Here is a 24,828-nt window from a genome sequence, read left to right on the forward strand (position 1 = left end):
TGACTCCTCAGAAAAGGAGGTTCTATGGCTTCATTAGAGCGCACGGCGTACCCCACTCTGTCAAAGACGTATTCAAAAGCTGAGCTGCAGCGTGATTTCTCCTTTTCCGATGATGAGATTAAGTGGGTACGAAGCAAGTCCAAGGCCCCCTTTCACCTCAATCTCGCCGTTCTCCTCAAGACCTTTCAGGTACTTCGATATTTCCCTGATATCACCGACGTGCCTGATCAACTGGTGGCGTTCATTCGTGGAGAGTTGGGCCAGCGTAGCAAGGTGAAATTCGCTGAGTACAAGTGGTTTCAGCAATATCGCCATATGAACGCCATCCGAGCTCGTCTCGGCGTGACTGCATTTTATGGCTCAGATGCTATCGAGGTTGCTGAGCGCCACGCCAAAGAAATGTCGTTCGTGCTTGATCAGCGTGCCGACATCATTAACTCGGTGATTGAAGAACTGATCCGCCAGGATTATGAGCTACCTGCGTATTCGACCCTGAATGATCTCGCTGAGCGGATTCATACCGAATCCCAAGAGGCAATATTCAACCTTGTGGTAACCAGAACGCCAATCGAGGTGATCCATAAGCTAAAGGAGCTGCTCGACACTGACTTCGGTCGACGCCAAAGCGACTTCAATGCACTGAAACAGGCGCCCAAGAAGCCATCTCGCAAGCACCTGGAAGTGCTGATCGATCACTTGGCCTGGCTAGAGAGCTTTGGGGACCTGGAAGCCATTTTTGACGGGATCGTCGATGCCAAGATCCGCCACTTTGCTGCCCAAGCTGCTGCGTCGGACGTCTCCGAGCTGAAGGACTGTTCGCTGCCGAAACGCTACACACTGATGCTGGCCCTGATCTATCGAATGCGAGTGCGAACTCGGGATCACCTGGCCGAGATGTTCATCCGACGAATATCGACGATCCACAAACGCGCCAAGGAAGAGTTGGAGCAAATCCATGCGCGGCAACGCCAGAAGCTGGAGCAACTGGCGGCTACCCTGGACGGCGTGGTGCAGATTCTGGTTCAAGAACCGGATGACCAGGAAGCTGGCAGCCTGATTCGGGAATACCTCTCCCCCGATGGCAATCTGGATCGGTTGCGTGAGACTTGCGCCGAAGTCCAAGCTACCGGCGGCAATAACTACCTGCCGCTGATCTGGAAGCACTTCAAGTCCCATCGTTCGCTGCTGTTCCGTCTCAGCCACCTTCTCCAACTGGAACCCACGACTCAGGATCGATCACTGATCCAGGCGCTTCTGCTCATCCAGGACTGCGAAAATCTACACCGCGAATGGATCGGCGAGCACGTCGACTTGTCGTTTGCCTCGGAGCGCTGGATCAAGGTCGTTCGTCGTCCTACCAGTGAGGGACCACCGACCAACCGGCGCTATCTGGAAGTCTGCGTATTCTCCTACCTGGCCAGCGAGCTGCGCTCCGGCGACATGTGCGTGCTGGGGTCGGAATCTTTCGCTGACTACCGCAAACAGTTGCTGCCCTGGGAAGAATGTCTCCAGCAACTACCAGCTTACTGCGAAAAGGTGGGGCTTCCTGGTACGGCGAAGGAGTTTGTTGCCTCCCTCAAAACCCAGTTGGAGGAAACCGCGCAGCAGCTGGATGAAAAATTCCCCTCCTGCCGAGGTGACGTATCGATCAATGAAGCCGGCGAGCCGGTGCTGCGCCGAGTAATCGCGCGGGACATCCCGCCTTCGGCTATCTCGCTGCAGACAGCGCTCATGCAGCGCATGCCGGCCAGGCATGTGCTCGACATCATGGCTAACATCGAGCATTGGATTCAGTTCACACGGCATTTCGGGCCGATGTCCGGTAACGAGCCGAAGCTCAAAGAGCCTGCCGAGCGCTACCTGATGACGATCTTCGCCATGGGCTGCAACCTAGGCCCTAACCAGGCCGCGCGGCATCTGGCCGGTAATGTCACGCCGCACATGCTCTCCTATACCAATCGCCGTCACCTCTCGCTGGAGAAGTTGGACAAAGCTAACCGCGAGCTGGTGGAACTCTACCTGCAGCTCGACCTGCCCAAGCTCTGGGGCGACGGCAAAGCGGTGGCCGCGGACGGTACGCAGTTTGACTTCTATGACGACAACCTGCTGGCCGGCTATCACTTCCGCTACCGCAAGATGGGAGCCGTGGCCTATCGGCACGTGGCCAACAACTACATCGCAGTGTTCCAGCACTTCATCCCGCCGGGCATCTGGGAGGCGATCTACGTGATTGAGGGGCTGCTCAAGGCTGATCTTAGCGTCGAGGCTGACACGGTGTACTCCGATACCCAAGGGCAGTCGGCCACGGTGTTTGCCTTCACCCATCTGTTGGGCATCAACCTGATGCCACGTATTCGCAACTGGCGCGACCTAGTGATGTGCCGGCCGGATCGCGGTGCTTCGTACAAGCATATCAACCGCCTGTTCACTGACACTGCCGACTGGAACCTGATCGAAACCCATTGGCAGGATCTGATGCAGGTCGCGCTATCGATCCAGGCCGGCAAAATATCCTCACCTATGCTGCTGCGCAAACTCGGCTCCTACAGCCGGCGCAACAAGCTCTACCATGCGGCACAGGCACTGGGCAGCGTGATCCGTACAATCTTCCTGCTCAACTGGATCGGCAGTCGCGAGTTGCGCCAGGAGGTCACCGCGAACACCAACAAGATCGAGTCTTACAACGGATTCTCCAAGTGGTTGTCCTTCGGCGGCGATGTGATTGCTGAGAACGATCCGGACGAGCAGCAGAAGCGGCTGCGCTACAACGACATGGTGGCCTCGTCGGTGATCTTGCAGAACACTGTGGATATGATGCGCATCCTGCAGAAGCTGGCCCGCGAGGGCTGGCAGTTCACCGATGAAGACGTGTCTTTCCTCAGTCCCTACCTGACCAGCAACGTCAAACGCTTCGGCGAATTCAACCTCAAGCTCAACCGGCCACCAGAACCCTGGATCAAGGATTCGGTGTTTCAACAAGCCGCCGGCTCGCTGCGAGTCAACACGGCCAGCAGGGCCGATGCCGAGGAGGCAACATGATCGAGATTCCACCGGCGTCTTTTCACATTACCCCCTACGGCGAAGTGGATGCTGTGGCCCTGGAAAAGCTGCGAGAGGACTTCGACACCTCCCAACTTCTGCGATTGGTTGACCGACTGGATGCCTGTCTGGCCAATCTGGGTGAAATTGTGGCCGTCCGTGATGAGTTGCTGAAGCTTCACGCAATGGCTCTTACTCTCGTAGAGGGCTCGGCACTGACAGTGCCGACTGAGAATGCCTGCATCTGGTCGGAAGCCGAGTCGCTACAACAGGATCTTGAGGCCCTCTCTGAGTGGGTGCAATCAGCCCAAGCAGGGATCGTCCCCTTGCTCGGTCTTGCACCTGATCATGTATTGTAGGTGGCCTGGCAGCCCCGGTAGACCGCCGATCCACCTTAGCTCTACGGCCCCCGTAAGCTGAAGGTCAGTCGGTCGGAACGCCCCTCACGATAGATTAAGGGCTTAGTTGGGTATTCATTCCATCACAGCCTCCGTTATTCAATGGCCTTTGCCTTCTTGAGCGCAGCTGATCTCACAGAATTAGCGCTTCTGCTCGTGGAGCTCCGCGTAGTGCTCCCAGATTTGTGATCATCCCAAACTCTCGGATGGTCGCCACCTTACTGCTTGACCTTGCCCCAACGGTAAGGTCCAACCTCTCAATAACGAGATAATCGTGGAGGTTGGCAATGACCCGCGCATTCCCCGAAACCACTGCTGCTGCGCACGCCGGCCTTGTTCGGCAATGGACGTTTGGCGTAGAAGGCATGACCTGTGCCTCCTGCGTGGCACGGATCGAGAAGGCATTGACTCAAGTACCCAGGGTTTCCGCCGCCAGGGTCAATCTGGCCAGCGAAGCGGTTATGGTAGAAGCCGATGCCGATTTGGCTCCCCTGCTAGAGGCGGTCGAAGGCGCGGGTTACCGCGTGAAGGAAGAGCAACTGGACCTGGTCATCGGCGGTATGACCTGCGCTTCCTGCGTCGGCCGGGTCGAGAAGGCCCTGCTGAAGGTGCCGGGCGTGCTGGCGGCCACGGTGAATCTGGCCAGCGAGGCGGCCCGGGTCCGGGTGGTGTCCGGTGCGGTAGCGCCGGCGGCGCTGATCCAGGCGGTTGCGGCCGCCGGGTACGAGGCCGGTGTGCCGGCAGCCAAAGAGGCCGCCGCCGCGCCGCCGTCTCGCGACTGGTGGCCGGTGGCACTGGCCGCCGTGCTGTCCCTGCCGCTGGTGGTGCAGATGATCGCCGTGTTGCTGGGCGCGCGCTGGAGCCTGCCGGGCTGGATACAACTGCTGTTGGCCACGCCGGTGCAGTTCTGGCTGGGGGCACGTTTCTATCGGGCCGGTTGGCGAGCATTGCGCGCCGGCAGCGGCAATATGGACCTGCTGGTGGCGCTCGGTACCAGTGCCGGCTACGGGCTGTCGGTCTATCTGATGGCGACGCATGCCGGCCCCGGCGTCCCGCACCTCTATTTCGAGGCTTCCGCGGTGGTGATCACCCTGGTCCTGCTCGGCAAGTGGCTGGAAGCGCGTGCCAAGCGCCACACTGGAGACGCCATTCGAGCACTGCAGGCACTACGGCCGGACACCGCCCGGGTGCGCCGTGAGGGTGTGGACTATCAGGTATCGGTGAGTACCTTGGCCGTCGGTGATTTGCTGGTGGTACGGCCGGGCGAGCGAGTTCCCGCCGATGGTCTGGTACGCGACGGGCGCAGCCATCTCGACGAGTCGCTGCTGACCGGTGAGAGCCTGCCGGTGGCGAAAACTGAAGGCGATGTGGTGACCGGCGGCGCAATCAACGGCGAAGGACTGTTGCTGGTCGAGACCACAGCGGTCGGCGCGGAAAGTACGCTGGCCCGAATCATCCGCATGGTCGAAAACGCTCAAGCGGCCAAGGCGCCGATCCAGCGCCTGGTGGATCGGATTAGCGCCGTCTTCGTCCCCGTGGTGTTGGTGATCGCTGCCATGACCCTGCTGATCGGCTGGTGGCTCACCGGCGAGGTGGCCGGCCCACTGATCAACGCGGTGGCGGTGCTGGTCATCGCTTGCCCTTGCGCGCTGGGCCTGGCCACGCCGACGGTGATCATGGTCGGCACCGGCGTCGGTGCGCGCCACGGCATCCTAATCAAGGACGCGGAAGCCTTGGAGATCGCCCACCGGGTCAGCGTGGTGGCTTTCGACAAGACCGGCACGCTGACCCAGGGCAAGCCAAGGGTGACCGCGCTGGAAGTGGCGAATGGCGATAGCGCGCGCCTGCTGCTGCAGGCCGCCTCGGCGCAGGCCGGCAGCGAACACCCGCTGGCGCAGGCGCTGCTGGACAAGGCCAAGCAGGACGGCACGGATTTATTGCCCGCATCCAAGGTCACGGCGTTGCCGGGGCGCGGTCTGGCGGCCTTGGTCGCAGGGCGAGAGCTGCGCCTGGGCAGCACACGACTGATGCAGGAGCTCGGCGTTGACCTGTCACCGCTGGCGGCGTCCGCAGCAACGCTGGCCCGGGCCGGCAACAGCGTGTCCTGGCTCGCCGACGTGACTGGACAGCCACTGCTGTTGGGCCTGATCGCCTTCGGTGATGTGCTGAAGCCGAGTGCCCGCCAGGCCGTGGCGCGGCTGCGCGGACTGGGCATACGGACCGTGATGATCAGCGGCGACAACCGCGGTGCGGCTGAGAGCGTGGCGGCTATGCTCGGCCTCGACGAGGTGCGCGCCGAGGTGTTGCCCGGCGACAAGGCCGCGGAGGTGCAGGCGCTGAAGACCGGTGGCGCAGTGGTAGCCATGGTCGGCGACGGCATCAACGACGCTCCGGCGCTGGCGGCGGCGGATGTTGGCATTGCCATGTCGACCGGTACCGATGTAGCCATGCACACCGCCGGCATCACCCTGATGCGCGGTGATCCGGCGCTGGTGGCGGATGCCTTGGCTCTCTCCCGCCATACCTACGGACGGATTCTGAAGAGCCTGTTTTGGGCCTTCGTCTACAACCTGGTCGGCATTCCACTGGCCGCCTTCGGCCTGTTGAGCCCGGTGGTGGCCGGTGCGGCGATGGCATTGTCCAGCGTCTCGGTGGTCACTTACGCGCTGCTGCTCAAGCGATGGCGGCCGGCACCGGTAGAGCTGGACGGAGGCGCTGGCTCAGCAAGAAGGAGGCATCCATGAACATTGGCGCAGCGGCGAACGTCAGCGGCTTGACCGCCAAAATGATCCGCTATTACGAACGCATCGAGCTGGTCCCAGCTTCTCGGCGCACCCGGTCTGGCTATCGCGACTACCTGGAAAGGGATGTACAGGTTTTGCGCTTTATCCACCACGCCCGAGAACTGGGCTTCTCATTGACGCAGGTGCGCGCCTTGCTGGCGTTATGGCGGGATCGCCAACGCCCTAGCAGCGAAGTTCAAGTCATAGCCCACCACTACATCGACGCGCTGAACGCACGCATTGTCTTGCTCCAGGCACTGCGCGACAGTCTGAGCTACCTGGCCGAGCATTGCGACGACCTTGAGCAACCACCGGGGCCGATTCTGGATGATCTGCCCCCCCCACTAGCTGAATGAAAGGAGAACATCATGACCTGCGATAAATCCACCATGATTCGGGTTGGCATAGGAGCCGGCATCTTTCTGCTGGCTGCCTATGTCCTGTTCCCGGCTTTTCAAACCTGGATTGCGGCGAACGCGCTGATCTTCCTGCTACTGCTCTGTCCGCTGTCAATGCTGTTCTGCATGCGCGGCATGCACAAAGGACCACCCGCTAGCGATGACACGCAGAAGGTAAAGCCGATCGAGCGTGATCCGACTGACGCGCCGTGATCTTTCCGCAAAACGGAACACTGACGAATTGCTCCCCCTATCGACCTGGGCTAGACTCCGCCGCATGAAACGACGCCTGCACCTGCTGTTGCTCCTGCTGCTCAGCCTGACCCTTCCCCTGAATGGGGTCGCAGGTGTGCTCGCGTTTTCCGAACCTTGCCCCATGGAACAGCACGGCATCTCGATGGAGGATATGCAGGCTTCTTGCTGCGAAGACCATCAGCAGCAAATGTCCAGCGGCAAAGTCTGCAAGACCGGACAAGAGTGCAAGAGCAGCAGCATGCTGCAGGTTTCGGTCATCAAGACGCCTCTTCTGTTTTCTCGCTCCGTAGTAATCACTCCTACCCACGATTTCCTTCCAACCGCGTCCCCCTCTGGGGTGTGGCGTCCCCCCCGCGCCTGATTCCCGTGCCGACTTGAGTCCCGTTTCCCCCTCTTAGGCGGCGAGACGGTGTGCGTGTGCCCGTGTGGGTACGCGCCGGATCATCCACAGGAATCGTGAATATGAATCTCCGACGCTACTGCGGAGGACGCCTTTCGCTGGCCGCCCTCACGCTGTGCGCCCTGGCCGTGCCCGGCCTGGCCGCCGCCCTTACCCTGGACGAAGCCCTGCGCCTGGCGGAGCGCGAGGCACCGTCACTGGCTGCCCAGGCTGCCAACCAAGATGCCGCCATGCAGGCCGCCATTCCCGCCGGTGAATTACCGGACCCCAAGCTTGCCCTAGGTATCCAGAACTTTCCCATCGAGGGCGATGCCCGTGGCAGCCTCACGCGCGACTTCATGACCATGCAGATGGTCGGGGTCATGCAAGAAGTTCCCAACCGAGCCAAGCGCCGTGCCCGTGTCGAGGCTGCCCAGGCGGGCATCGACAGCGCCGATGCACTGGAGCGGGTCGAACGCCTCAAGGTGCGCCGTGAAACTGCGCTTGCCTGGATCGGCGGCTTCGCGGTCGAGCAGAAACTGCAACTGTTCCAGACTCTGTACGACGAGAATCGCCTGCTGGCCAAGGCCGTACAGGCCAGCTTGGCCGGCGGCCGTGGCCAGGCGGCTGACAGTTTGGCGCCCAAGCAGGAAGCAGCACTGCTCGCCGAGCAGGAAGATGAACTAGAACGCAACCGCACGCAGGCCCGCGCGGCCCTGCGCCGCTGGGTCGGGCCGGTGGCGGTCGAGCCGCTGTCCGGCTCTTGGCCGAGCTGGCGAGTCGATGACCTGCATTTCCGCCACAGTTTGGATCGTCACCCTGAGCTGCAGGCCTTCACGCCGATGACACAGGAGGCAGAGGCCCAGGTGCGTCTAGCCGAAGCGGACAAGAAACCCGACTGGAGCTGGGAGCTGGCCTACCAAAAACGTGGCGAGGCCTTTGGCGACATGGTCTCCGTGCAGTTCACCTTCGACCTACCCCTGTTCACCGCCAGCCGGCAGGACCCGAAGATCGCCGCCAAGCGCGCCGAAGTGCTGCGCCTGGAAGCCGAGCGCGAAGCCATGACACGGGAGCACGCGCAAGCGCTGGCCGACGATCTGGCCGAACACCGCCGCCTGGAGCGCGCCGTGGAGCGCAGCCGACAAACCCTGGTACCGCTGGCCGAGGAGAAGGTACGCCTGGCCATGGCGGACTACCGCGCCGGCCGTGGCGAGTTAATGGCGCTAGTGGCCGCGCGGCGCGAACTCATCGAGGCCCGCCTGAAACACATCGACCTTGAACAGCAACGTGCACAGACCAGTGCCCGCCTGTATTTCGCCTATGGAGAAAGTAGCCAATGAAGACTCGAATCTGGAAAGGCGCGTTGCTGACGGGCTTGGCGCTCGCCATTGGTGCAGCGGGCGGCTACTGGTTCGCTCAGCCCCTGGTGGAGGCCGGGGCCAGCATGGCCAATGCCCAGGAGTCCTCCGCACCGGACGAGCGCGAAGTGCTCTATTGGTACGACCCCATGTACCCGCAGCAGAAATTTGACCAACCCGGCAAGTCTCCCTTCATGGACATGGAATTGGTGCCGCGCTACGCCGGCGAGGCGAGTGACAGTGCCGCGGTCAGCATCGACCCAAGCGTCGTCCAGAACCTGGGCATGCGCCTAGCGACTGTCACCCGTGAACACTCGGTCACTGAGTTGGAAGTGGTCGGCAACCTAGCCTTCAATAACCGCGATGTCGCCGTGGTGCAGGCACGCAGCGGGGGCTTCGTCGAGCGCGTGTATCGGCGCGCGCCCGAGGACCTGCTGGCCGCCGGGGCGCCGCTGGCCGACCTACTGGTACCCGAATGGGCGGCTGTTCAAGAAGAGTTCCTGGCCTTGCGCGAGGTCGGTGAAAGAGCATTGTTGGACGCAGCCCGGCAGCGCCTGCGCCTGGCTGGGATGCCGCAGTCATTGATCGAGCGGGTCGAGCGTAGTGGCAAGGTCCAGGCCCTCTGGACGGTCACTAGCCCGATTGCCGGCGTGCTGCAGGAGCTCAATGTCCGCGAAGGCATGACCCTGGCCGCTGGCCAACCCTTGGCCACAGTCAACGGCCTGAGCAGTGTCTGGCTCGACGTGGCTGTGCCTGAGGCCGAAGCCGGCGGCGTACAGCTCGGCCAGCCGGTGGAGGCATACCTGCCCGCCTTCCCCGGTGAAGTGCTGGCGGGCACGGTGAGCGCCTTCCTGCCGCAGGCCAACCTGGATAGCCGCACGCTGCGCGTGCGGGTCGAACTGGATAACCCGACGGGCCGTCTGCGGCCAGGCATGACCGCCAAGGTTCGGCTGAGTCGCCCGAGCGAACAGAGAGCATTGTACGTGCCGAATGAAGCGGTAATCCGTACCGGCCGGCGTGCCCTGGTGATGCTGGTCGAAGGCGAGGGTCGTTATCGACCGGTTGAGGTCCGTCTTGGACGGGAAAGGACTGACAAGGCGGAAATTGTCGAGGGCCTGGAGGAAGGTCAGCAGGTAGTCGCCTCCGGACAGTTCCTGCTCGATTCCGAGGCCAGCCTGCGCGGGGTACTCGCCCAGGACCTCGCATCACCCGACGCTCAGCCGATGCAGGCCCTGCATGAGGCGGAAGGCAAGGTGGTCGAGATCGACAACGACTCGGTCACCCTGGCCCATGGTCCGTTCAAGACCCTCGGCATGCCTGGAATGACCATGACCTTTCCGTTGGCAGATCCGACTCTGCTGGAGGGCGTACAGGCAGGGGACTCGGTACACGTTGGCGTGCGCGAAACGGACGACGGCCTGTTGATCGAGCGGCTGGATAAGCTGGAGGTGCAACCATGATCGCCAAGCTGATCCGCTGGTCGGTGGCCAACCGCTTCTTGGTGCTGCTGGCCACCCTGTTCGCCGTCGGCTGGGGTGTCTGGTCGGTGCAGAACACCGCCATCGACGCGCTGCCGGACCTCTCCGATGTGCAGGTGATCATCCGCACGCCCTTCCCGGGGCAGGCGCCGCAGATCGTCGAGAATCAGGTGACCTATCCACTGGCCACCACCATGCTCTCGGTGCCGGGCGCGAAAACGGTGCGCGGTTATTCCTTCTTCGGCGACAGCTTCGTCTACGTGCTGTTCGAGAACGGCACCGACCTGTACTGGGCGCGTTCGCGGGTACTGGAATACCTCAGCCAGGTGCAGGCCCGTCTGCCTGCGGGCGCCGCGCCCGCCCTGGGCCCTGATGCCACCGGGGTGGGCTGGATCTATCAGTACGCCCTGGTCGACCGCACCGGCACGCATGACCTGGCGCAGTTGCGGGCGCTACAGGACTGGTTCCTCAAGTTCGAACTGAAGACCCTGGCCAATGTCGCCGAGGTGGCCACCATCGGTGGCATGGTCAAGCAGTACCAGGTGGTGCTCGATCCGATCAAGCTGGCCAGCCGCGGCATCACCCAGCAGCAGGTCGCTGAGGCAATTTCCAGGGCCAACCAGGAAACCGGCGGTGCGGTGCTGGAACTGGCCGAGACCGAGTTCATGGTGCGCGCTTCGGGTTACCTGCAGACGCTGAATGACTTTCGCGCCATCCCCCTGCGCCTGGACAGTGGCGGCGTGCCGGTGACGCTTGGCGAGGTTGCGCATATCCAGCTCGGCCCGGAAATGCGTCGCGGCATCGCCGAACTCGACGGCGAGGGCGAGGTAGTCGGCGGCGTTGTGATCCTGCGCAGCGGCAAGAATGCTCGCGAGGCCATCGCCGCGGTCAAGACCAAGCTTGACGAACTGGGCAAGAGCCTGCCCTCGGGGGTGGAGATCGTTACCACCTATGATCGCAGCAAGCTGATCGATCGTGCCGTAGAAAACCTCAGTCACAAGCTGATCGAGGAGTTCATCGTAGTCGCCCTGGTTTGTGCGCTGTTTCTCTGGCACCTGCGCTCATCCCTGGTGGCTATCGTCTCGCTGCCGGTCGGGGTGCTGATCGCCTTTATCGTCATGCAGCAGCAGGGGATCAACGCCAACATCATGTCCCTCGGCGGCATCGCCATCGCCATCGGCGCCATGGTCGACGCCGCGGTGGTGATGATCGAGAACGCGCACAAGAAGATCGAGGCCTGGCGCGAGGAACACCCGGGCGAGGACCTCAAGGGCGAACATCACTGGCACGTGATCACCGAGGCGGCGGTGGAGGTCGGCCCGGCACTATTCTTCTGCCTGCTGATCATCACCCTGTCGTTCATCCCGGTTTTCACCCTGGAGGCCCAGGAAGGCCGCCTGTTCGGTCCGCTGGCCTTCACCAAGACCTACGCCATGGCGGCCGCCGCCGGCCTGTCGGTGACCCTGGTGCCGGTGCTGATGGGCTATTGGATTCGCGGGCGGATTCCCAACGAGGAACAGAACCCGCTGAACCGCTGGCTGATTCGCATCTACCAGCCGGCCTTGGACGCGGTACTACGGCGGCCGAAAATCACCCTGCTGGTTGCGGTGCTGATTCTGCTCAGCGCGCTCTGGCCGATGAGCCGTCTCGGTGGCGAGTTCCTCCCGCCGCTGGACGAGGGCGACCTGCTCTATATGCCCACCGCGCTACCGGGGCTGTCCGCGCAGAAGGCGGCGCAACTGCTGCAGCAGACCGACCGCCTGATCAAGACGGTGCCGGAAGTCGCCCATGTGTTCGGCAAGGCCGGCCGTGCCGAAACCGCCACCGACCCCGCACCGCTGGAGATGTTCGAAACCACCATCCAGTTCAAGCCGCGCGAGCAGTGGCGACCGGGGATGACCCCGGAGAAGCTGGTGGAGGAACTGGACCGTACCGTACAGGTGCCAGGATTGGCCAACCTATGGATTCCGCCGATCCGTAACCGCATCGACATGCTCGCCACCGGCATCAAGAGCCCGATCGGCGTCAAGGTCGCCGGCAGCAACCTGGCGCAAATCGACGAGATGACCCAGGCGGTCGAACGGGTCGCCAAACTCGTGCCCGGAGTCAGTTCCGCCCTGGCCGAGCGCCTGACCGGCGGGCGTTACGTCGATGTGGATATCGACCGCGAAGCGGCGGCGCGCTATGGCCTGAATATCGCCGATGTGCAGGCGATCGTCGCCGGCGCCATCGGCGGGGCGAACATCGGCGAGACCATCGAGGGCCTGGCGCGCTTCCCGATCAGCCTGCGCTATCCGCGCGAGTGGCGCGATTCACTGGCAGGGCTGCGTGAGCTGCCGATTTATACCCCCCAGGGCAGCCAGATCACCCTTGGCACTGTGGCGCAGATCAGGATCACTGACGGTCCACCCATGTTGAAAAGCGAGAATGCGCGTCTGTCTGGCTGGGTCTACATCGACGTGCGTGGCCGTGATCTGGCTTCAGTGGTGGGTGACCTGCGCCAGGCCATCGATGATCAGGTCAAACTAGAGCCGGGCATGAGCCTGAGCTACTCCGGGCAGTTCGAGTTTCTCGAACGCGCCAATGCCCGGCTCAAACTGGTGGTGCCGGCGACCCTGGTGATCATTTTCGTCTTGCTCTACCTGACGTTCGCTCGCTTCAGTGAAGCCCTGCTGATCATGGCCACACTTCCCTTCGCACTGGTCGGCGGCATCTGGTTCCTCTACCTGCTCGGCTACAACCAGTCGGTGGCCACCGGGGTGGGCTTTATCGCCCTGGCCGGGGTCGCCGCCGAGTTCGGCGTGATCATGCTGCTGTACCTGAAGAACGCCTGGAACGAACGGCAAGACGCCGGCCGCACCGACGAAAGTGCGCTTATCGAGGCGATCCGCGAAGGCGCCGTGCAGCGTGTGCGGCCCAAGGCGATGACCGTGGCGGTGATCATCGCCGGCCTGCTGCCGATCCTGCTGGACAGCGGCACCGGCAGCGAGGTGATGAGCCGCATCGCCGCGCCCATGGTCGGCGGCATGGTCACCGCGCCGCTGTTGTCGTTGTTCGTCCTGCCGGCGGCCTATCGACTGATGCGTCGCCGCCAGACCTCTGAATTCATCCCCAACCAAGCAGAAGGAAAACTCGCATGAAGAACTACACCCTCCTAGGTGCTCTGACTCTGGTCCTCGGCCAACCGGTCTTTGCCGCCGAAATGCCTGCCATGCCCATGGACAAGATGCCCATGAAAGAAATGCAGATGGAGCAATCGGGGGCTATGGCAACCGCCCAGGCTTCCGGCACCGTCAAGGCCATCGACAGTCAGAAAGGCAGTGTCACCATCGCCCATGGCCCCGTGCCTGCCGTGAAGTGGCCGGCGATGACCATGGGTTTCAAGGCGACGCCCGAGCAACTGGCTCAAGTGCAGGTCGGCCAACAGGTGATGTTCGAGTTCAAGAGCGAAGGTATGACGGCGACGCTTCTGTCGATCAAGCCGATGCAGTAATAGCGCCAAGAATGGCCGGTCCGGTGAGCTATATCCTTTCGCCGGGCCAGTCTTTCGGATCAGTGATTTGACTCAACCATGGGTAACTGTGCTGCCATCCTCCCGTTGCTCCTTTGGTTTGGAGGTTGGCCCTAGGCGCCTGGATCAGGCGCCTCTTTTTTCGAAAGAGGCCTTGGCACAGATGGCCCTCACTTGGAGACGCGATGATGGCTCTGATATTCCTACTACGCGGCGCAGCTAGACTCGGGCTGCTAGCCGCCGTCACCATTGTCGCCGCCTGCGGCGATGCAGCGGTCACCCTAGAACATGTACACGGACTGGCGTTCAGCCCGGATGGTCAACAGCTGTCCATTCCCAGTCACCACGGCCTGGCCGTCTATAGCCAAGGGCGCTGGAGCAAGGCACCCGGACCTGCACACGACTATATGGGCTATTCGGTGACGCGCCAGGCGATCTACAGCAGCGGCCACCCAGCCCGCGGCAGCGGTCTGGTCAATCCGTTCGGAGTGATCAAGAGCAGCGATGGAGGGCGCACGTGGCAGCAACTGGGCCTACAAGGCGAGTCGGACTTCCACCTGCTGGCCAGCGGTTACGATAGCGCAACCCTATATGTCTACAACACCCGTCCGAATTCGCGGATGAGCGTCCCGGGCTTGTATTACAGCCGCAACGATGGAGCCAATTGGCAGCGCGCATCCGCGCAGGGAATTGGCGAGGCGCCGACCGCACTGGCGGTGCATCCGAGCGACCACCGGCTGGTCGCGGTGGCGACCGGAGCGGGCCTGTACCTGTCGCGCGATGCGGGTCAACGCTTCAGGGCGGTCGTCGAAGGCGAACAGGTAGTGAGCGTCACCTTCAGTCTTGATGGCAGCAGCCTATGGTTCGGTAGCTACGGCGACGCGGCCAAGCTATCCAGGCTGGATCTGAAGACGCGCGAGATTACCCCGCTCGGCGTGCCTGAGCTGGATGAGGACGCTATCGCCTATCTTGCACAGAACCCAGTCCAGCCAAAGGAATGGGCGACGGCGACCTTCAAACGTGACGTCTATCTATCAAAGGACGCCGGCACGACCTGGAGCGCGATCGCCAAAGCCGGTCAGACTCTGGAGTGATGCAGCCGCGGCTCAAAGGCAAGCAAGGAAGGCCGGGGCGACGCGGCATGGTTGTCCCGCGCAGAGGTGGGACGAAGTTTTCCGCAGCATCCGGCTATTTGGGATGGGGAAAGAACAGTGCGTGGAGAAACCGCCCCCACTCCTGCCGGCGTGGAAAGAACATCGGTAGGTGCCGGCGATAGGCTTGATAGGCCTCGCCGAACCGCGCCGTCAACACTGATTCTTCCCGCCTGGCCAGGTGAACATAGGCAAAGACGATCACCGGAAACAACAGCAAGGTGATGATCGTTGGCCAATGGATGATCTGACCGAAAACGGCCAGCATGATCCCTGTGTACTGCGGGTGACGGACCAGACTGTAGACGCCTTGGGTGGCCAACTGGCCCTCCAGGCTGGCGTAGTAGACCTGAACCCAGCCGCGGATCAACAGCATCAGACCAATGACGATGAATACTCCGCCCAGCAGCATTTCCAGCGTGGCGCCGAGGCTGCCGTAGCCCAGCAAGGTGGCCCAGAGATGCCCGGAATAGCCCGTCAGAGGAAGATCGATGCCCAGAAACCCCGTCAGCAGATAGATGGTCAACGGGAAGCCATACATCTCGGCGTATAACGCGATGATGAACGCTTGCACCAGGCCGGCGCCCGTCCACTCACGCCAGCTGCGTGGGGCGGCAAAGCGGTAGAGAAGCCAGGAGGCAATCAATACCATCACCAGCACCCAGACCCAGTGCCCGTAGTGCATGGCGAAGTCATTCATGGTCAGGCTCCTTCCTATCGATCGGCAGTGGAACTGTGTAGCGAAAATCTCGAAGCGTCCGGGTATCGACACCGCTGACGGTGCCGTACCCGGCGCCATTCACTTATTCCCCTCTACGCCGGAGGCTTTTAGAGGGGGTGGCAAGCAACGAGCTCTTTACTGCGCCTTGCTGTCGCCTTGACCCGCCTCCTTACTCATCTGCTTGTTCATGTTTTCCATCATTTCGTTGCAGTTCTTCATCATTGAATTCATCTCCTGCATCATTCCCATCATTGGCATTTTATTGCCGTCCATCATGTGCATGCCTTCTCCCATCATCATCTCGGAACCGCTCTTGGCGGTATCCTTGGACGCCTCGGCAATAGCAACGGAAGCCGTACCAAACGTTATTGCGGAGGCAAGTGCGGCGGTATAGATAAGGGCGTTACGCATGGCGGTTCTCCTGATCGACAACAGTGGTTTCGTTCATTCGGGTTAGCGATGATTGCTCTGGAACTTCTTGTTTGCAGGTCTCGCCACCCATGCTCTTCATGCAGAGCCAGACCATCACCAGGCACGGCAGAACAGAAAGCAGAACAGGCAGGGTGGCTACAGCAAACAGGCCGCCCAGGTTAAACAGCAGAGTGAACGCTACGGCAACCGCAAGTCCCGCAATCAGTGGGTGGTGCTGCAACAAGCCTTTTAGGTAAAGCGTCGTGTTCTTGATCATGGTGTAGTCCTCAAGGTTGGTTCAGGCGCATCCGCTCAATTATCAGAACAACCGCCGCCATAAATCTGATACTCCAAGGCCCGTGGGGCTCCGCTGCTGTCTTCGTACCGCATGATCGAAGGCACAACGCCGCACTCCTGGCTCGTATCGCTGATGGACAAGACCCGGGCAATATCCAGCTTCATCCCGTAGTGGTAGGTCTCGACCGGGATCTGCTGAATATCGCCCTGTACCCCTTGTATGGCTTGTTCCTGAGCGGCATGAGCCATACCTCCAGCCACGAGCAGCGCCACTGCAGCGAGTAGAGCTGTGGCTCGTCTTGTGCGTATCGATACAGGCACAAGCAAAAGTTTCAGTTTTTTCATTGGGCACTCTCCTCAAGCGGATAGCGGTCCCTGGCGATTCAGGGAATTGCTTCCGCATGCTTGTCGGCATGAACAACAATCAAAATGTCGGCGACCATATCCAAATTTTTTCGTCTAAACAGACGCCCAGCGGACGTCAACGAATAGCTTCAGATACAGCTTCAGAGATTGATCAGAACAGTCTGCTTAGGAGGAAAAGGATCGGGAGCGACGGCCATGCGGCCAAGGAGGGAGGTGTAATAATCGTGTTGCGGCGAAGTGTTGACGGGCGATGAGTCGACAATGCTTGTTACTGCTCCAGTATAAGAGGCAGCGCAACTGATCGAGCAGGACATTTGATCATCCATGTAAGGACACAAACCGCCTACTTGCGTGTCGGTCTCAGTCTGCATTCCTTGCATGACCAAGCAATTGAGGGATGAACTCGCCGACCCAGGGTTGAATTCCTGGGTGCTGCCATGGGCTGCCCCCATAAACAGAAGCAGCGCCATGAGCAGCTTGATTAGCGTTCTATCCCGTCTTCGAGTCATCACAATTATCATTTCCTCAATTCAGAGGAGCAGCTTAGTTACTGGTTCTTACGTTAGTTCAAAATCCGTCCTGTGACGAATGATGCGAAGGAGCTGATGGGCCACATTCAAATGCGAGGCTTGTGTGCCGATCACTAGACTTCAGTAGTAGCGTAATCCTTACCATGGTGGCAAGGTCAAGCGCTGATCAGACATTCCGGGAGATGGTGGATGAGGTGGACCCGGCTCAGAGGCACGTTATATGACGCTGAAGGTTGCCGGCACCTCTGCGAGGTTTCGAGCATCAGGCCTTTTGGAACCTATATGCCCATTTTTATGAAGCGTATATATCGCATTCGCACGCTGGAGGAGGTAGGCCGAACGGTCATCGCAGTAGCCCTCGACGGGCGTGCTTGCTCTCGGCGACACACTGCGGGCGGATGCTGTCGAGGCGGTCAGTGCGCAGCGCAAGATGGTCTGCGCACGGTGCTGCTCACCGGCGACAACGAGCTCACGGCGACCTGCCCGCTCTGCGGCTTCGCCAAGCCGGAAACCATGCCCGCGGACGCCTGCCAGTTCTATTACGAGTGCAGCAACTGCAAGGCGCTGCTGCGCCCCAATCCGGGGGAATGCTGCGTGTTCTGTTCGTTCGGCTCGGTGAAGTGGCCGCCGATCCAGCAGCAGCTGCGTGGGTGTTGCCCGTAGAGCTCGGGTGGATTACAGGTCGTAGTCAGGGTTGCGCAGCGGACGCAGCTCGCCGCGGGCGACCTCTTCCGGTACCGCAAAGGACATACCGACCGAGTATGTTGATGTGTTCGTAGATCAGCGGCGACAGCCGGGCCACATCCTCTTCCAGTACCGGGTAAGCCCCAAGTTTCATGCCGTTGCTCGGTCTCAAGACTCATCCACCTTCGCTTTCGGAGGCGGTGGCAGAAAGAAAAAGGGCCGCTGGGGTGGGGCCACTAGGGTATCGGTTATCTTGATACTGCTGCCCTTGCGGCGTTTTTTCTTACCGTCCTTGTCCACGGCGAGGAGATCACCATTGGAGACTGCAATATCCAGAGCCTGCTTCACCCGTGACTCGTCCGCCATCGTGTAATTGGCAAGCCCACTCATTAGGCTTCCAAACGATTGCTGTTCAACCTCGTAAACCTGCTTGGGCAGCAACTCCGACAGTTCACCTCGGATGCGGGTATCCGTGACGATATCGAACTGATGCTCCTCCTCGAATATCAGCTCTTGCTGATCCGTCACCTTGATGTCGCGATTGGCGTCATAGCCAAAGAAGCATGAGGGAGACAGCATGTGGGAGAAGTTGTTGCCGTACTTCCAGTGGATCTTCTTCATCACGTCATTGGCGCGGTAGCTCTTCGCCAAGTGGATGAACCAGTACGCCATGGGGTTGGCGCCCACGGGGCGGATGAAAAAGATGGTCATGAACGGTGCGCCGGTTTCCTCCTTGATCCCGTCGGATAGGCAGCGTTGAATCAGGTACTGCCAATCGCGCGGGTTATGCGCCTTCAGGTGCTTAAGCATGTCCCATGGGATATGCCGTTCCAAGTCGATATTGGAGATGGCCTTTCGATTGGCCTGGCGGTCGGAGAGATAGGCCACCAGGAAGTCGACATTGAAGGTCAGCAGCACCTCGGCATTGGCTATGTTCTGAAAGATCCATTTGATCTTGGAGAACGGCACGTCGCTGTAGCCGTACTGATCCAGCAGAAACAGAACCCGCTCGCTCATGCCGAACGATTTGAGGTTGTGGGCGATCGCCGGTAACGCCTGGGTGAACTCGGCGGTATGCAGGTGTACATCGCGGCCGAAGCGCTGGCTGTGGCCTCGGCTGGCCAGGACGGCGTGCAGACAGTCGATGTTGTCTTTCTTCACATCGACAAAATAATGCTGGGAGCGGATGGGACGGGGTTTAATACGGCCAAGGTTATTGCGAACTTCGGATTCTTGAATTGCCTCCAGGGCGATCACCGGCGATCCGAAGTGCTTGCCACCCGCGTCATCGTTGTAGATACCACCGCCACTAAAGCCATCGACGACCGACAGGCCCAGCGCAGGCATCTGCTGATTGCGCATCAGGACATCAATGTAAGTCTGAATGTACTCATCGATGATCTGGTGTTTGATCTTGCTGTGCGGGTCGATGGTTGGAAAAGTCTGGCTCGCCCAATCCCACCGGTATTTTTCGTCATCCTTGGCCATCGAGTAGTCCTTGTCGTGGTGATCAGGCGAGGTTGAGCAGCGGGATCTCATCCCAGGTTTGGCCATTCAGGAGCCGGCCGTTGGCTTTCTTCGAGCGTTTAACGCCATCGGCTCCCCAACCGCCCCATTGTTTGAAGAAGAAGGCCGAACCGAATTCATCGCACTGGCGATGAATGTTGTCGACCCATTCCTCCTTCATGGGACGCGCCTTGCCACCCGACTCACCGCCAACGATGACCCAGTGGATGTCGGTCAAATCCAACTCGCCCAGATCCTCCAGCAAGGGTTCGGCCGAGAGGAAGCGGATTGTTGCGTCTATGCGGCGCAGGCAGTCTATGCGCGGCACGCCATAGGCTTTGTCCTCGACCGATACTCCCAGCCAGGCGTTCACGGGCGGAGTCCGCTGGCTGAAGTAGTCGGCCAAGCGCTCGGCACGCTTGGTGAGAATCTGGAAGGTGTGTTGAGACGCCTGGCGAATCACCTCGAACACCTGGTCGATGTACTCGTCCGGCACCTGCTCGTGGAACAGGTCGGACATCGAGTTGACAAAGTAGATGGTCGGTTTCTTGCGCTGCAGCGGTTCCTGAAGCTTTTCCGGCCGCAGGCTCAGGCGGAAACCGTTCTCGTAACCCGGCGTGCCCATGGCTTGCAGGCGGTGGGCCATGTTCTCGGCATAGCAGTGTTTGCAACCCGGCGATACCTTGGTGCAGCCCACCACCGGGTTCCAGGTCATTTCCGTCCATTCGATGCTGGTCTGCGTACTCATTGCACCTTCACTCCTGTCGTGCGTCGATGTTAGTGAGAAGCTGGCAGTTGCGTCAAAGTGCCAGTAATCAGTTCAAGGGCGGGTTTCGCCGCCAGGCCGCCAAAGGAGATGGCGGGGTCGATGTAGCGCATGGCCGACTTGATGTCCTTCCAACCCACGTAGGTCATCAGCGCCTTGAGATCCCAGCCGTTGGCCGTGGCCCAGGTGGCGAAGCCACGGCGCAGCGAATGGCTGGTGTACAGCTCAGCCGGTATCCCGGCGCGCTGTAGGATGTGCCGTAACAAGCTGATCAGGCTGCCAGGATGCAAGGCCTCGTCGCTCAGCCGCCCCCAGCGATCCAGCCGGCGGAACACTGCGCCGCGGGTGATGCCGGCAACACTGATCCAGTCGAGATAGGCCTGTACCGGGCAGAGGCGTTTCAGGGCCGGTGCGTAATGGGTCGTGCCGAGGTTTTCCCGGTCACCCTTGCTCTGCGGCAGGAACAGGCTCATGCCAGCACCGGCCTCGGCCTGGATATGCTCGACCTGCAGTCGACAGAGTTCGTCGCTGCGAAAGCCGCGCCAGAAGCCGATCAGCAGCAGCGCCGCATCGCGCCGACTGCGCAGCAGGCTTGTCAAGTTTCCGGACTGCCGAGCCCGTTCGGCTTCCTGATTCAGCCAGTGAACCGCCTGCTCCAGGTGTTGCAACTGCAACGGTGCAGCCTGCTTCGTTTGCGCCGGATGCAATGTGCGGATGCCTTTGAGCACCTGTCGCACCGTGGGCGTCTTGGTCGGATCAGGAAAGCCCTGGGCGATATGCCACTGGGCCAGGGCGGCCAGGCGCTGTTTGAGCGTGCTAAGGCTTAGGGTGTCGGCGTAGTCCACCAGGTAGCGCACGATGCTGTCGCTGGTGGCGGGCAGGAAGCCGCACCAAGTCACTTCGAAGTGCTCGATGGCCGATTGGTAGCTGCGGCGAGTGTTTTCCCGCGTACCGGCTTGCAGATAGCGACCGACATCCTTCATCGCCCGAGATTGCCCTTTGTGTACTGGAAAACGGTTGTCAAGCGACCGTTTTTGCCATCTGATTAAATAATGCTCCATTATTTTATCTGATTTATTTGCTTTAAACGCGCTTTACATCAATTAAATATAGTATGTAAATACATAGTATGTAATATAATACGAAATCGTAGGAGCAGATCATGGCCCGCGGCGGCATCAACAAGGCACTGGTTCAGAAGGCGCGGCAGGCAATTCTGGCGCGGGGCGAGAACCCCAGCATCGACGCGGTAAGGGTCGAACTTGGCAATACCGGCTCGAAAACCACCATTCACCGCTACCTGAAAGAGCTCGAAGACGCCGAGCGCGGCCGAGATACGGCCTCGATCCCGCTCAGCGAACAGCTGGCCAATCTGGTCGGCCAACTGGCAGATCAGTTAAAGGAAGATGCGCAGGCGGCCGTGGCCCAGGAGCGCGAACAACTGGCACATGACCGGCTTGATTTCCAGAACCAAGCGCGGCTGGCCGAAAGCCGAATCCAGCAATTGGAAAGTCAGTGCAGCGGGCTCACAGAACAGCTCCAGGTTGTCCAGCACGCGCTACAGCAGGAGCAGCAGCGACGCCAACAGGGCGAGGTCGAGAATGCCCGCCTGTTGCAGGCCAACCGCGACCTGGAGGAGCGCCTGCAAGACCGCGATGGGCAGATTCGCTCGCTAGAGGAAAAGCATCAGCACGCACGTGACGCCTTGGAGCACTACCGCCAAGCCAGCAAGGAGCAGCGTGAGCAGGAACAACGTCGACACGAGTCGCAGATGCAGCAACTGCAACTAGAGCTACGGCAATTGCAGCAGACCCTGATCGTCAAACAGGACGAGTTGACCCAACTGAACCGCGACAATGCGCGCCTGCTCGCAGAAGCGCGGCAGTTGCAAAAAGAGCAGCATGCGCAGCAACAGCTACTGGCACAGAAAGCTCAGGCCCTGGAGGCCTTGCAAAACACGCTGACCGGCGCCGAGCGCTTGAATGAAACCCTGGAACAGCGTTGTCGCACATTGCATGAGGAGGTGTCCCGGCTGGGTGAAGCCTCCGCGATCCAGACGCAACAGGCGCAAGGCCTGCAGGAGCGCCTGATCGAAGCCACTGCACAGCTGAAGCTACTCGGGGCGCCGCTTGCGAACAGCGATGGCGCACGTAGCCCATGAACCGGCACACTGAGCCTATGCGCTGAGTGGAGGTGAAGATGACACTACTTGAGACTGCCAGTGAGGGGGCTGCGGAACCTGTCCGCTTGACTACGCCGCTGGGCCAGGCCATTGGTAATCTGTTCGCCCGGGCCTTGCCGCTACTGAATGGCAATCCGCCAGGCTCGCTCAAGGTCTTCATCTTCGGCGGCTGCGCGGTGCACCTGCTCACCCATGCGCGTGGTAGTGCGGACATCGATGCGGAGATCGAGGCGGCCCGTGTGCTGCGTAAGGAAGAGATCATGGCCGTCTATACACCGCCAGAGGGTTATGAGGACAGCGACGGCCGCGACTTGCAGGTGTACTTGGATCAGAACTACACCAATGCCCTCGGGCCATTGCACGAGGACTACCGTGAGCGTGCCATCCCCATGCAGGGTTTCGAGGGTGAGCAGCCGCTGCATGTTTTCGTTGCTGCCGGCGTGGATCTGGCAATATCCAAGCTCGGCCGCTTTACGGAAAACGATCAATCTGATATCGAACAGCTCATCGAATGCGGCCGTGTCGATGTCGGCCAGTTTGTTACACTGGCAACAGAGGCAATCGATTATGCTGTGGGCAACCGAAGCGCAATGCTAGGCTGCCTGAAACTGGTCACAGCGAAGTACCTGGAGGATCGGCGAGATGCCACGTCTGGATCGTAAACAAAGCTTTGGCGCGCTCCTGGAGACTGTCACTCAGCAGCGCCTTAGCCAAGTTGCGTCCGATGCTCTCGTGGAGCTCGCCAAGCAGTTGTGGTACGAAGAGCGCGACCTCGTGCCGGTATTGCAGCGTGAAGTGGCGGGCAAGCTGCGCCAGCCTGAACAGAAGCTGCGTGCCCTCTATCTGGTCGACCTGCTGCGTCGCTTTCCCTGTGTATCAACGGACAAAGCCGCGCGCCTAAAAGGCTTTGTCAGCAGCTGGTCGAACCTGAAACCGGCAGAACGCTCGCCGCGGGCGACCCAGTTGGTCTCTCGCTACAAGCTCGACAAGCTGGCCTATGAGTGGGGGCTGGAAGAAGACGTCAGCAAGCAGATGCAGGATGTTCTGGCTTTCCAAACCCGCCATTACGCCGCCACTCAGGGCGTGAAGACGGGCTATTCAGAGCCAGCGCCCATCGGCTAGCAGCCGGGCACGGCAAAATGGACGCGGAATGGCCAACTCGAATGACGACCGAAGATTCGCTGATCTAACACACGAGGCATTAGCTGATGTGAGCGAGGGTTTGGTGATCGATCACGCATTGGTCGAGACCTGGGCCCAGAGCCTTGATACCGACACCCCAGTGCCTTTGCCAACTCCAGATCGGCCTACTTAATTCGCAGCAGGCCGAACTCATCCTGAGCGGTATCGGGCTCCTCATCAAACATGGTGTTGACCATGCGCTTGCGGCGAAGATGGCTCAGGGTTCTGAAGAAGCAGACTTCGCACAGCCGAACCTCATAACGCTCACCGTCGTGCTTGGAACCATGCCCCCAGTTTGCCTGAAGGGTTCCAAACTGTTGGCCATAGCCTTCTGCGCGAATGCTCTGGCAGCAGACATCACAAGTGATGTCTATGACCGTTTCAGGCGGTGGAGTATTGGTATGCTCCATGGTCAGTACCTCCAGCTGCGGGCGGGCGGTGGCCATCCAAACCTTAGAATCGCTTCACTGCTCCAGAACTCCGATAAGGGTCACACTGGCAGGCCATATTCAATCGCATGAATAGCCTGCTGCACGGCGCGCGTACCAGCTTCTGTTGCCAACAGTTCGACCGGCCTCTCATTGGCCAACACCACATTCGGTGCCGTTAGCCAGCGGAGTGCACCTTCTAGGTCCCCTTCGTACAGCTCCAGTAGCGCATCGAGAGTCTCGACAAGGCGACAGAAAACCTCACTTGCCTGCAAAGACATTGCCGCACTGAGGGAGGATACTCCGACCCATTCCGCTATCTGGACGGGCGATCGCCCAAGCGCCTGGGCCAGATCAGAGACCAACGAAGCAGGCAGACCCGTCAGTACCGCCACATGCAAGCGGTAGTGGCCTCTCGGCAAAACCAGCCTGTCGTAGAGCTTGTCCATAACATCCCCCTGAACAATGCGTGCCATAGGTTTTGGGCATATGGGCCAATCATTGCTCCCAGCATTGTTGTCGTACTGGCCAGCCTCATTCTCTCACAGCCGGTCCAAACCAGTGCCCAGACGAGGATGCCAGGCTGCTAACGGCTAGCGGGGGCGCAATACCCAGACGTGCGAAACAAGTCTGACAGGGAGGGGAAGCCTCAAGTCACAGGGAGCAGCCTAGCTGCCGCTCTAGGACGGTCTTTATAGTCAATTATAGAGTGATTATAGAATCATTCATTCCGGCTGCCTGATTTGCCGCGACCGGTTCAACTGAAGGATCTTCTGAGGTTGTTAATCGACCTCATTCCTAAGCATCAGGGAACTGTTTGTTCCTACACCTGTAACCCACGTCGGCACCAACCATGTTTTCCTCGCCGTGTAGCAGCGATCGACCTGGGTGACACACGTCAGAATCGCCGCATCGCGATACCCATGTGGTTTTTTAAAATTGTGATATTAATCATATGGATAGAGGGGAAGTGAGTGAATTTTCCCCTTATCTCGGCATGACCCC

Annotated in this window: 25 protein-coding genes; 15 read left to right on the forward strand and 10 right to left on the reverse strand. The window is 60.4% G+C overall.

The window, feature by feature from the left end:
* Positions 1–24: 24 nt before the first annotated feature.
* From DBO86_RS20385 to DBO86_RS20435, 11 genes are all read left to right on the forward strand, one after another.
* Positions 25–3,039 (forward strand): Tn3 family transposase, encoded by a 3,015-nt coding sequence (locus DBO86_RS20385; RefSeq protein WP_042933573.1) that lies wholly within the window; start codon positions 25–27, stop codon positions 3,037–3,039.
* On the forward strand, positions 3,036–3,398 hold the full coding sequence (tnpC, locus tag DBO86_RS20390; protein ID WP_023911045.1) for a Tn3 family transposase post-transcriptional regulator TnpC: 363 nt from the start codon (positions 3,036–3,038) through the stop codon (positions 3,396–3,398). Before DBO86_RS20385 ends, tnpC begins: the two co-directional genes overlap by 4 nt.
* A 326-nt stretch (positions 3,399–3,724) precedes the next feature.
* Positions 3,725–6,181: a heavy metal translocating P-type ATPase gene (locus DBO86_RS20395; protein WP_095462805.1), complete on the forward strand. Its 2,457-nt coding sequence runs from the start codon at positions 3,725–3,727 to the stop codon at positions 6,179–6,181.
* Positions 6,178–6,576 (forward strand): MerR family DNA-binding protein, encoded by a 399-nt coding sequence (locus DBO86_RS20400; protein WP_003131920.1) that lies wholly within the window; start codon positions 6,178–6,180, stop codon positions 6,574–6,576. Before DBO86_RS20395 ends, DBO86_RS20400 begins: the two co-directional genes overlap by 4 nt.
* Before the next feature lie 12 nt (positions 6,577–6,588).
* On the forward strand, positions 6,589–6,831 hold the full coding sequence (locus DBO86_RS20405) for a DUF2933 domain-containing protein (RefSeq protein WP_003131921.1): 243 nt from the start codon (positions 6,589–6,591) through the stop codon (positions 6,829–6,831).
* A gap of 64 nt (positions 6,832–6,895) precedes the next feature.
* Positions 6,896–7,234, forward strand: a complete 339-nt coding sequence (locus DBO86_RS20410) for a hypothetical protein (RefSeq protein ID WP_033869463.1) — start codon at positions 6,896–6,898, stop codon at positions 7,232–7,234.
* Between the two features lie 101 nt (positions 7,235–7,335).
* Positions 7,336–8,592 (forward strand): TolC family protein, encoded by a 1,257-nt coding sequence (locus DBO86_RS20415; RefSeq protein ID WP_023911051.1) that lies wholly within the window; start codon positions 7,336–7,338, stop codon positions 8,590–8,592.
* On the forward strand, positions 8,589–10,070 hold the full coding sequence (locus DBO86_RS20420; RefSeq protein WP_058198919.1) for an efflux RND transporter periplasmic adaptor subunit: 1,482 nt from the start codon (positions 8,589–8,591) through the stop codon (positions 10,068–10,070). Before DBO86_RS20415 ends, DBO86_RS20420 begins: the two co-directional genes overlap by 4 nt.
* The gene (locus tag DBO86_RS20425; RefSeq protein ID WP_108232899.1) at positions 10,067–13,228 is read left to right on the forward strand and encodes an efflux RND transporter permease subunit; all 3,162 of its coding nucleotides are present in this window, start codon (positions 10,067–10,069) and stop codon (positions 13,226–13,228) included. Before DBO86_RS20420 ends, DBO86_RS20425 begins: the two co-directional genes overlap by 4 nt.
* On the forward strand, positions 13,225–13,581 hold the full coding sequence (locus DBO86_RS20430; RefSeq protein WP_003131925.1) for a copper-binding protein: 357 nt from the start codon (positions 13,225–13,227) through the stop codon (positions 13,579–13,581). The genes DBO86_RS20425 and DBO86_RS20430 overlap by 4 nt, the downstream gene beginning before the upstream one ends.
* A 206-nt stretch (positions 13,582–13,787) precedes the next feature.
* A complete protein-coding gene (locus tag DBO86_RS20435) occupies positions 13,788–14,693 on the forward strand; it encodes a F510_1955 family glycosylhydrolase (protein ID WP_031275450.1) in 906 nt (301 codons plus the stop codon).
* Positions 14,694–14,787: 94 nt separating this feature from the next.
* Here the strand turns inward: DBO86_RS20435 and DBO86_RS20440 are convergent, their stop codons facing one another.
* From DBO86_RS20440 to DBO86_RS20460, 5 genes are all read right to left on the reverse strand, one after another.
* Positions 14,788–15,450, reverse strand: a complete 663-nt coding sequence (locus tag DBO86_RS20440; protein WP_031275452.1) for a methyltransferase family protein — start codon at positions 15,448–15,450, stop codon at positions 14,788–14,790.
* A 156-nt stretch (positions 15,451–15,606) separates the two neighbouring features.
* Entirely contained in the window at positions 15,607–15,882 is a 276-nt protein-coding gene (locus DBO86_RS20445; protein WP_021702871.1) for a hypothetical protein, read from the reverse strand.
* Positions 15,875–16,159, reverse strand: coding sequence for a hypothetical protein (locus tag DBO86_RS20450; protein ID WP_003131929.1), 285 nt, complete (start codon positions 16,157–16,159; stop codon positions 15,875–15,877). The genes DBO86_RS20445 and DBO86_RS20450 overlap by 8 nt, the downstream gene beginning before the upstream one ends.
* A gap of 35 nt (positions 16,160–16,194) precedes the next feature.
* Positions 16,195–16,524: a DUF2790 domain-containing protein gene (locus DBO86_RS20455; protein WP_071543060.1), complete on the reverse strand. Its 330-nt coding sequence runs from the start codon at positions 16,522–16,524 to the stop codon at positions 16,195–16,197.
* Between the two features lie 161 nt (positions 16,525–16,685).
* Complete coding sequence (locus DBO86_RS20460; protein ID WP_125896094.1) at positions 16,686–17,015, reverse strand: hypothetical protein; 330 nt, start codon at positions 17,013–17,015, stop codon at positions 16,686–16,688.
* Between the two features lie 504 nt (positions 17,016–17,519).
* On the opposite strand from DBO86_RS20460, the gene DBO86_RS20465 reads away from it, so the two are divergent.
* Entirely contained in the window at positions 17,520–17,738 is a 219-nt protein-coding gene (locus DBO86_RS20465) for a GDCCVxC domain-containing (seleno)protein (RefSeq protein ID WP_021702875.1), read from the forward strand.
* Between the two features lie 189 nt (positions 17,739–17,927).
* On the opposite strand, the gene DBO86_RS20470 is transcribed toward DBO86_RS20465, so the two are convergent.
* From DBO86_RS20470 to DBO86_RS20480, 3 genes are read right to left on the reverse strand one after another with little or no spacing between them, the layout of a single operon-like run.
* A complete protein-coding gene (locus DBO86_RS20470; protein WP_003131931.1) occupies positions 17,928–19,247 on the reverse strand; it encodes a three-Cys-motif partner protein TcmP in 1,320 nt (439 codons plus the stop codon).
* A gap of 22 nt (positions 19,248–19,269) precedes the next feature.
* Complete coding sequence (locus tag DBO86_RS20475) at positions 19,270–20,013, reverse strand: phage Gp37/Gp68 family protein (RefSeq protein ID WP_003131934.1); 744 nt, start codon at positions 20,011–20,013, stop codon at positions 19,270–19,272.
* Between the two features lie 29 nt (positions 20,014–20,042).
* Positions 20,043–21,014 carry a site-specific integrase gene (locus DBO86_RS20480; RefSeq protein WP_003131935.1) on the reverse strand — a complete coding sequence of 324 codons (972 nt, stop codon included), beginning with the start codon at positions 21,012–21,014 and terminating at the stop codon, positions 20,043–20,045.
* A gap of 179 nt (positions 21,015–21,193) precedes the next feature.
* Between DBO86_RS20480 and DBO86_RS20485 the strand changes: the two genes are divergently transcribed.
* From DBO86_RS20485 to DBO86_RS20495, 3 genes are read left to right on the forward strand one after another with little or no spacing between them, the layout of a single operon-like run.
* Positions 21,194–22,192: a DNA-binding protein gene (locus tag DBO86_RS20485; RefSeq protein ID WP_023911060.1), complete on the forward strand. Its 999-nt coding sequence runs from the start codon at positions 21,194–21,196 to the stop codon at positions 22,190–22,192.
* A 38-nt stretch (positions 22,193–22,230) separates the two neighbouring features.
* Complete coding sequence (locus DBO86_RS20490; protein WP_003131939.1) at positions 22,231–22,875, forward strand: DUF6036 family nucleotidyltransferase; 645 nt, start codon at positions 22,231–22,233, stop codon at positions 22,873–22,875.
* Positions 22,856–23,335, forward strand: coding sequence for a hypothetical protein (locus tag DBO86_RS20495; RefSeq protein ID WP_003124105.1), 480 nt, complete (start codon positions 22,856–22,858; stop codon positions 23,333–23,335). Before DBO86_RS20490 ends, DBO86_RS20495 begins: the two co-directional genes overlap by 20 nt.
* 185 nt (positions 23,336–23,520) lie before the next feature.
* On the opposite strand, the gene DBO86_RS20500 is transcribed toward DBO86_RS20495, so the two are convergent.
* Both DBO86_RS20500 and DBO86_RS20505 read right to left on the reverse strand, forming a co-directional pair.
* Positions 23,521–23,841, reverse strand: a complete 321-nt coding sequence (locus tag DBO86_RS20500; protein WP_003124104.1) for a hypothetical protein — start codon at positions 23,839–23,841, stop codon at positions 23,521–23,523.
* Between the two features lie 44 nt (positions 23,842–23,885).
* Positions 23,886–24,272 (reverse strand): antitoxin Xre/MbcA/ParS toxin-binding domain-containing protein, encoded by a 387-nt coding sequence (locus DBO86_RS20505; RefSeq protein ID WP_043503894.1) that lies wholly within the window; start codon positions 24,270–24,272, stop codon positions 23,886–23,888.
* Positions 24,273–24,828: the final 556 nt, after the last annotated feature.

The organism is Ectopseudomonas oleovorans (assembly GCF_003052605.1).
GTDB classification, from domain to species: domain Bacteria; phylum Pseudomonadota; class Gammaproteobacteria; order Pseudomonadales; family Pseudomonadaceae; genus Aquipseudomonas; species Aquipseudomonas oleovorans_A.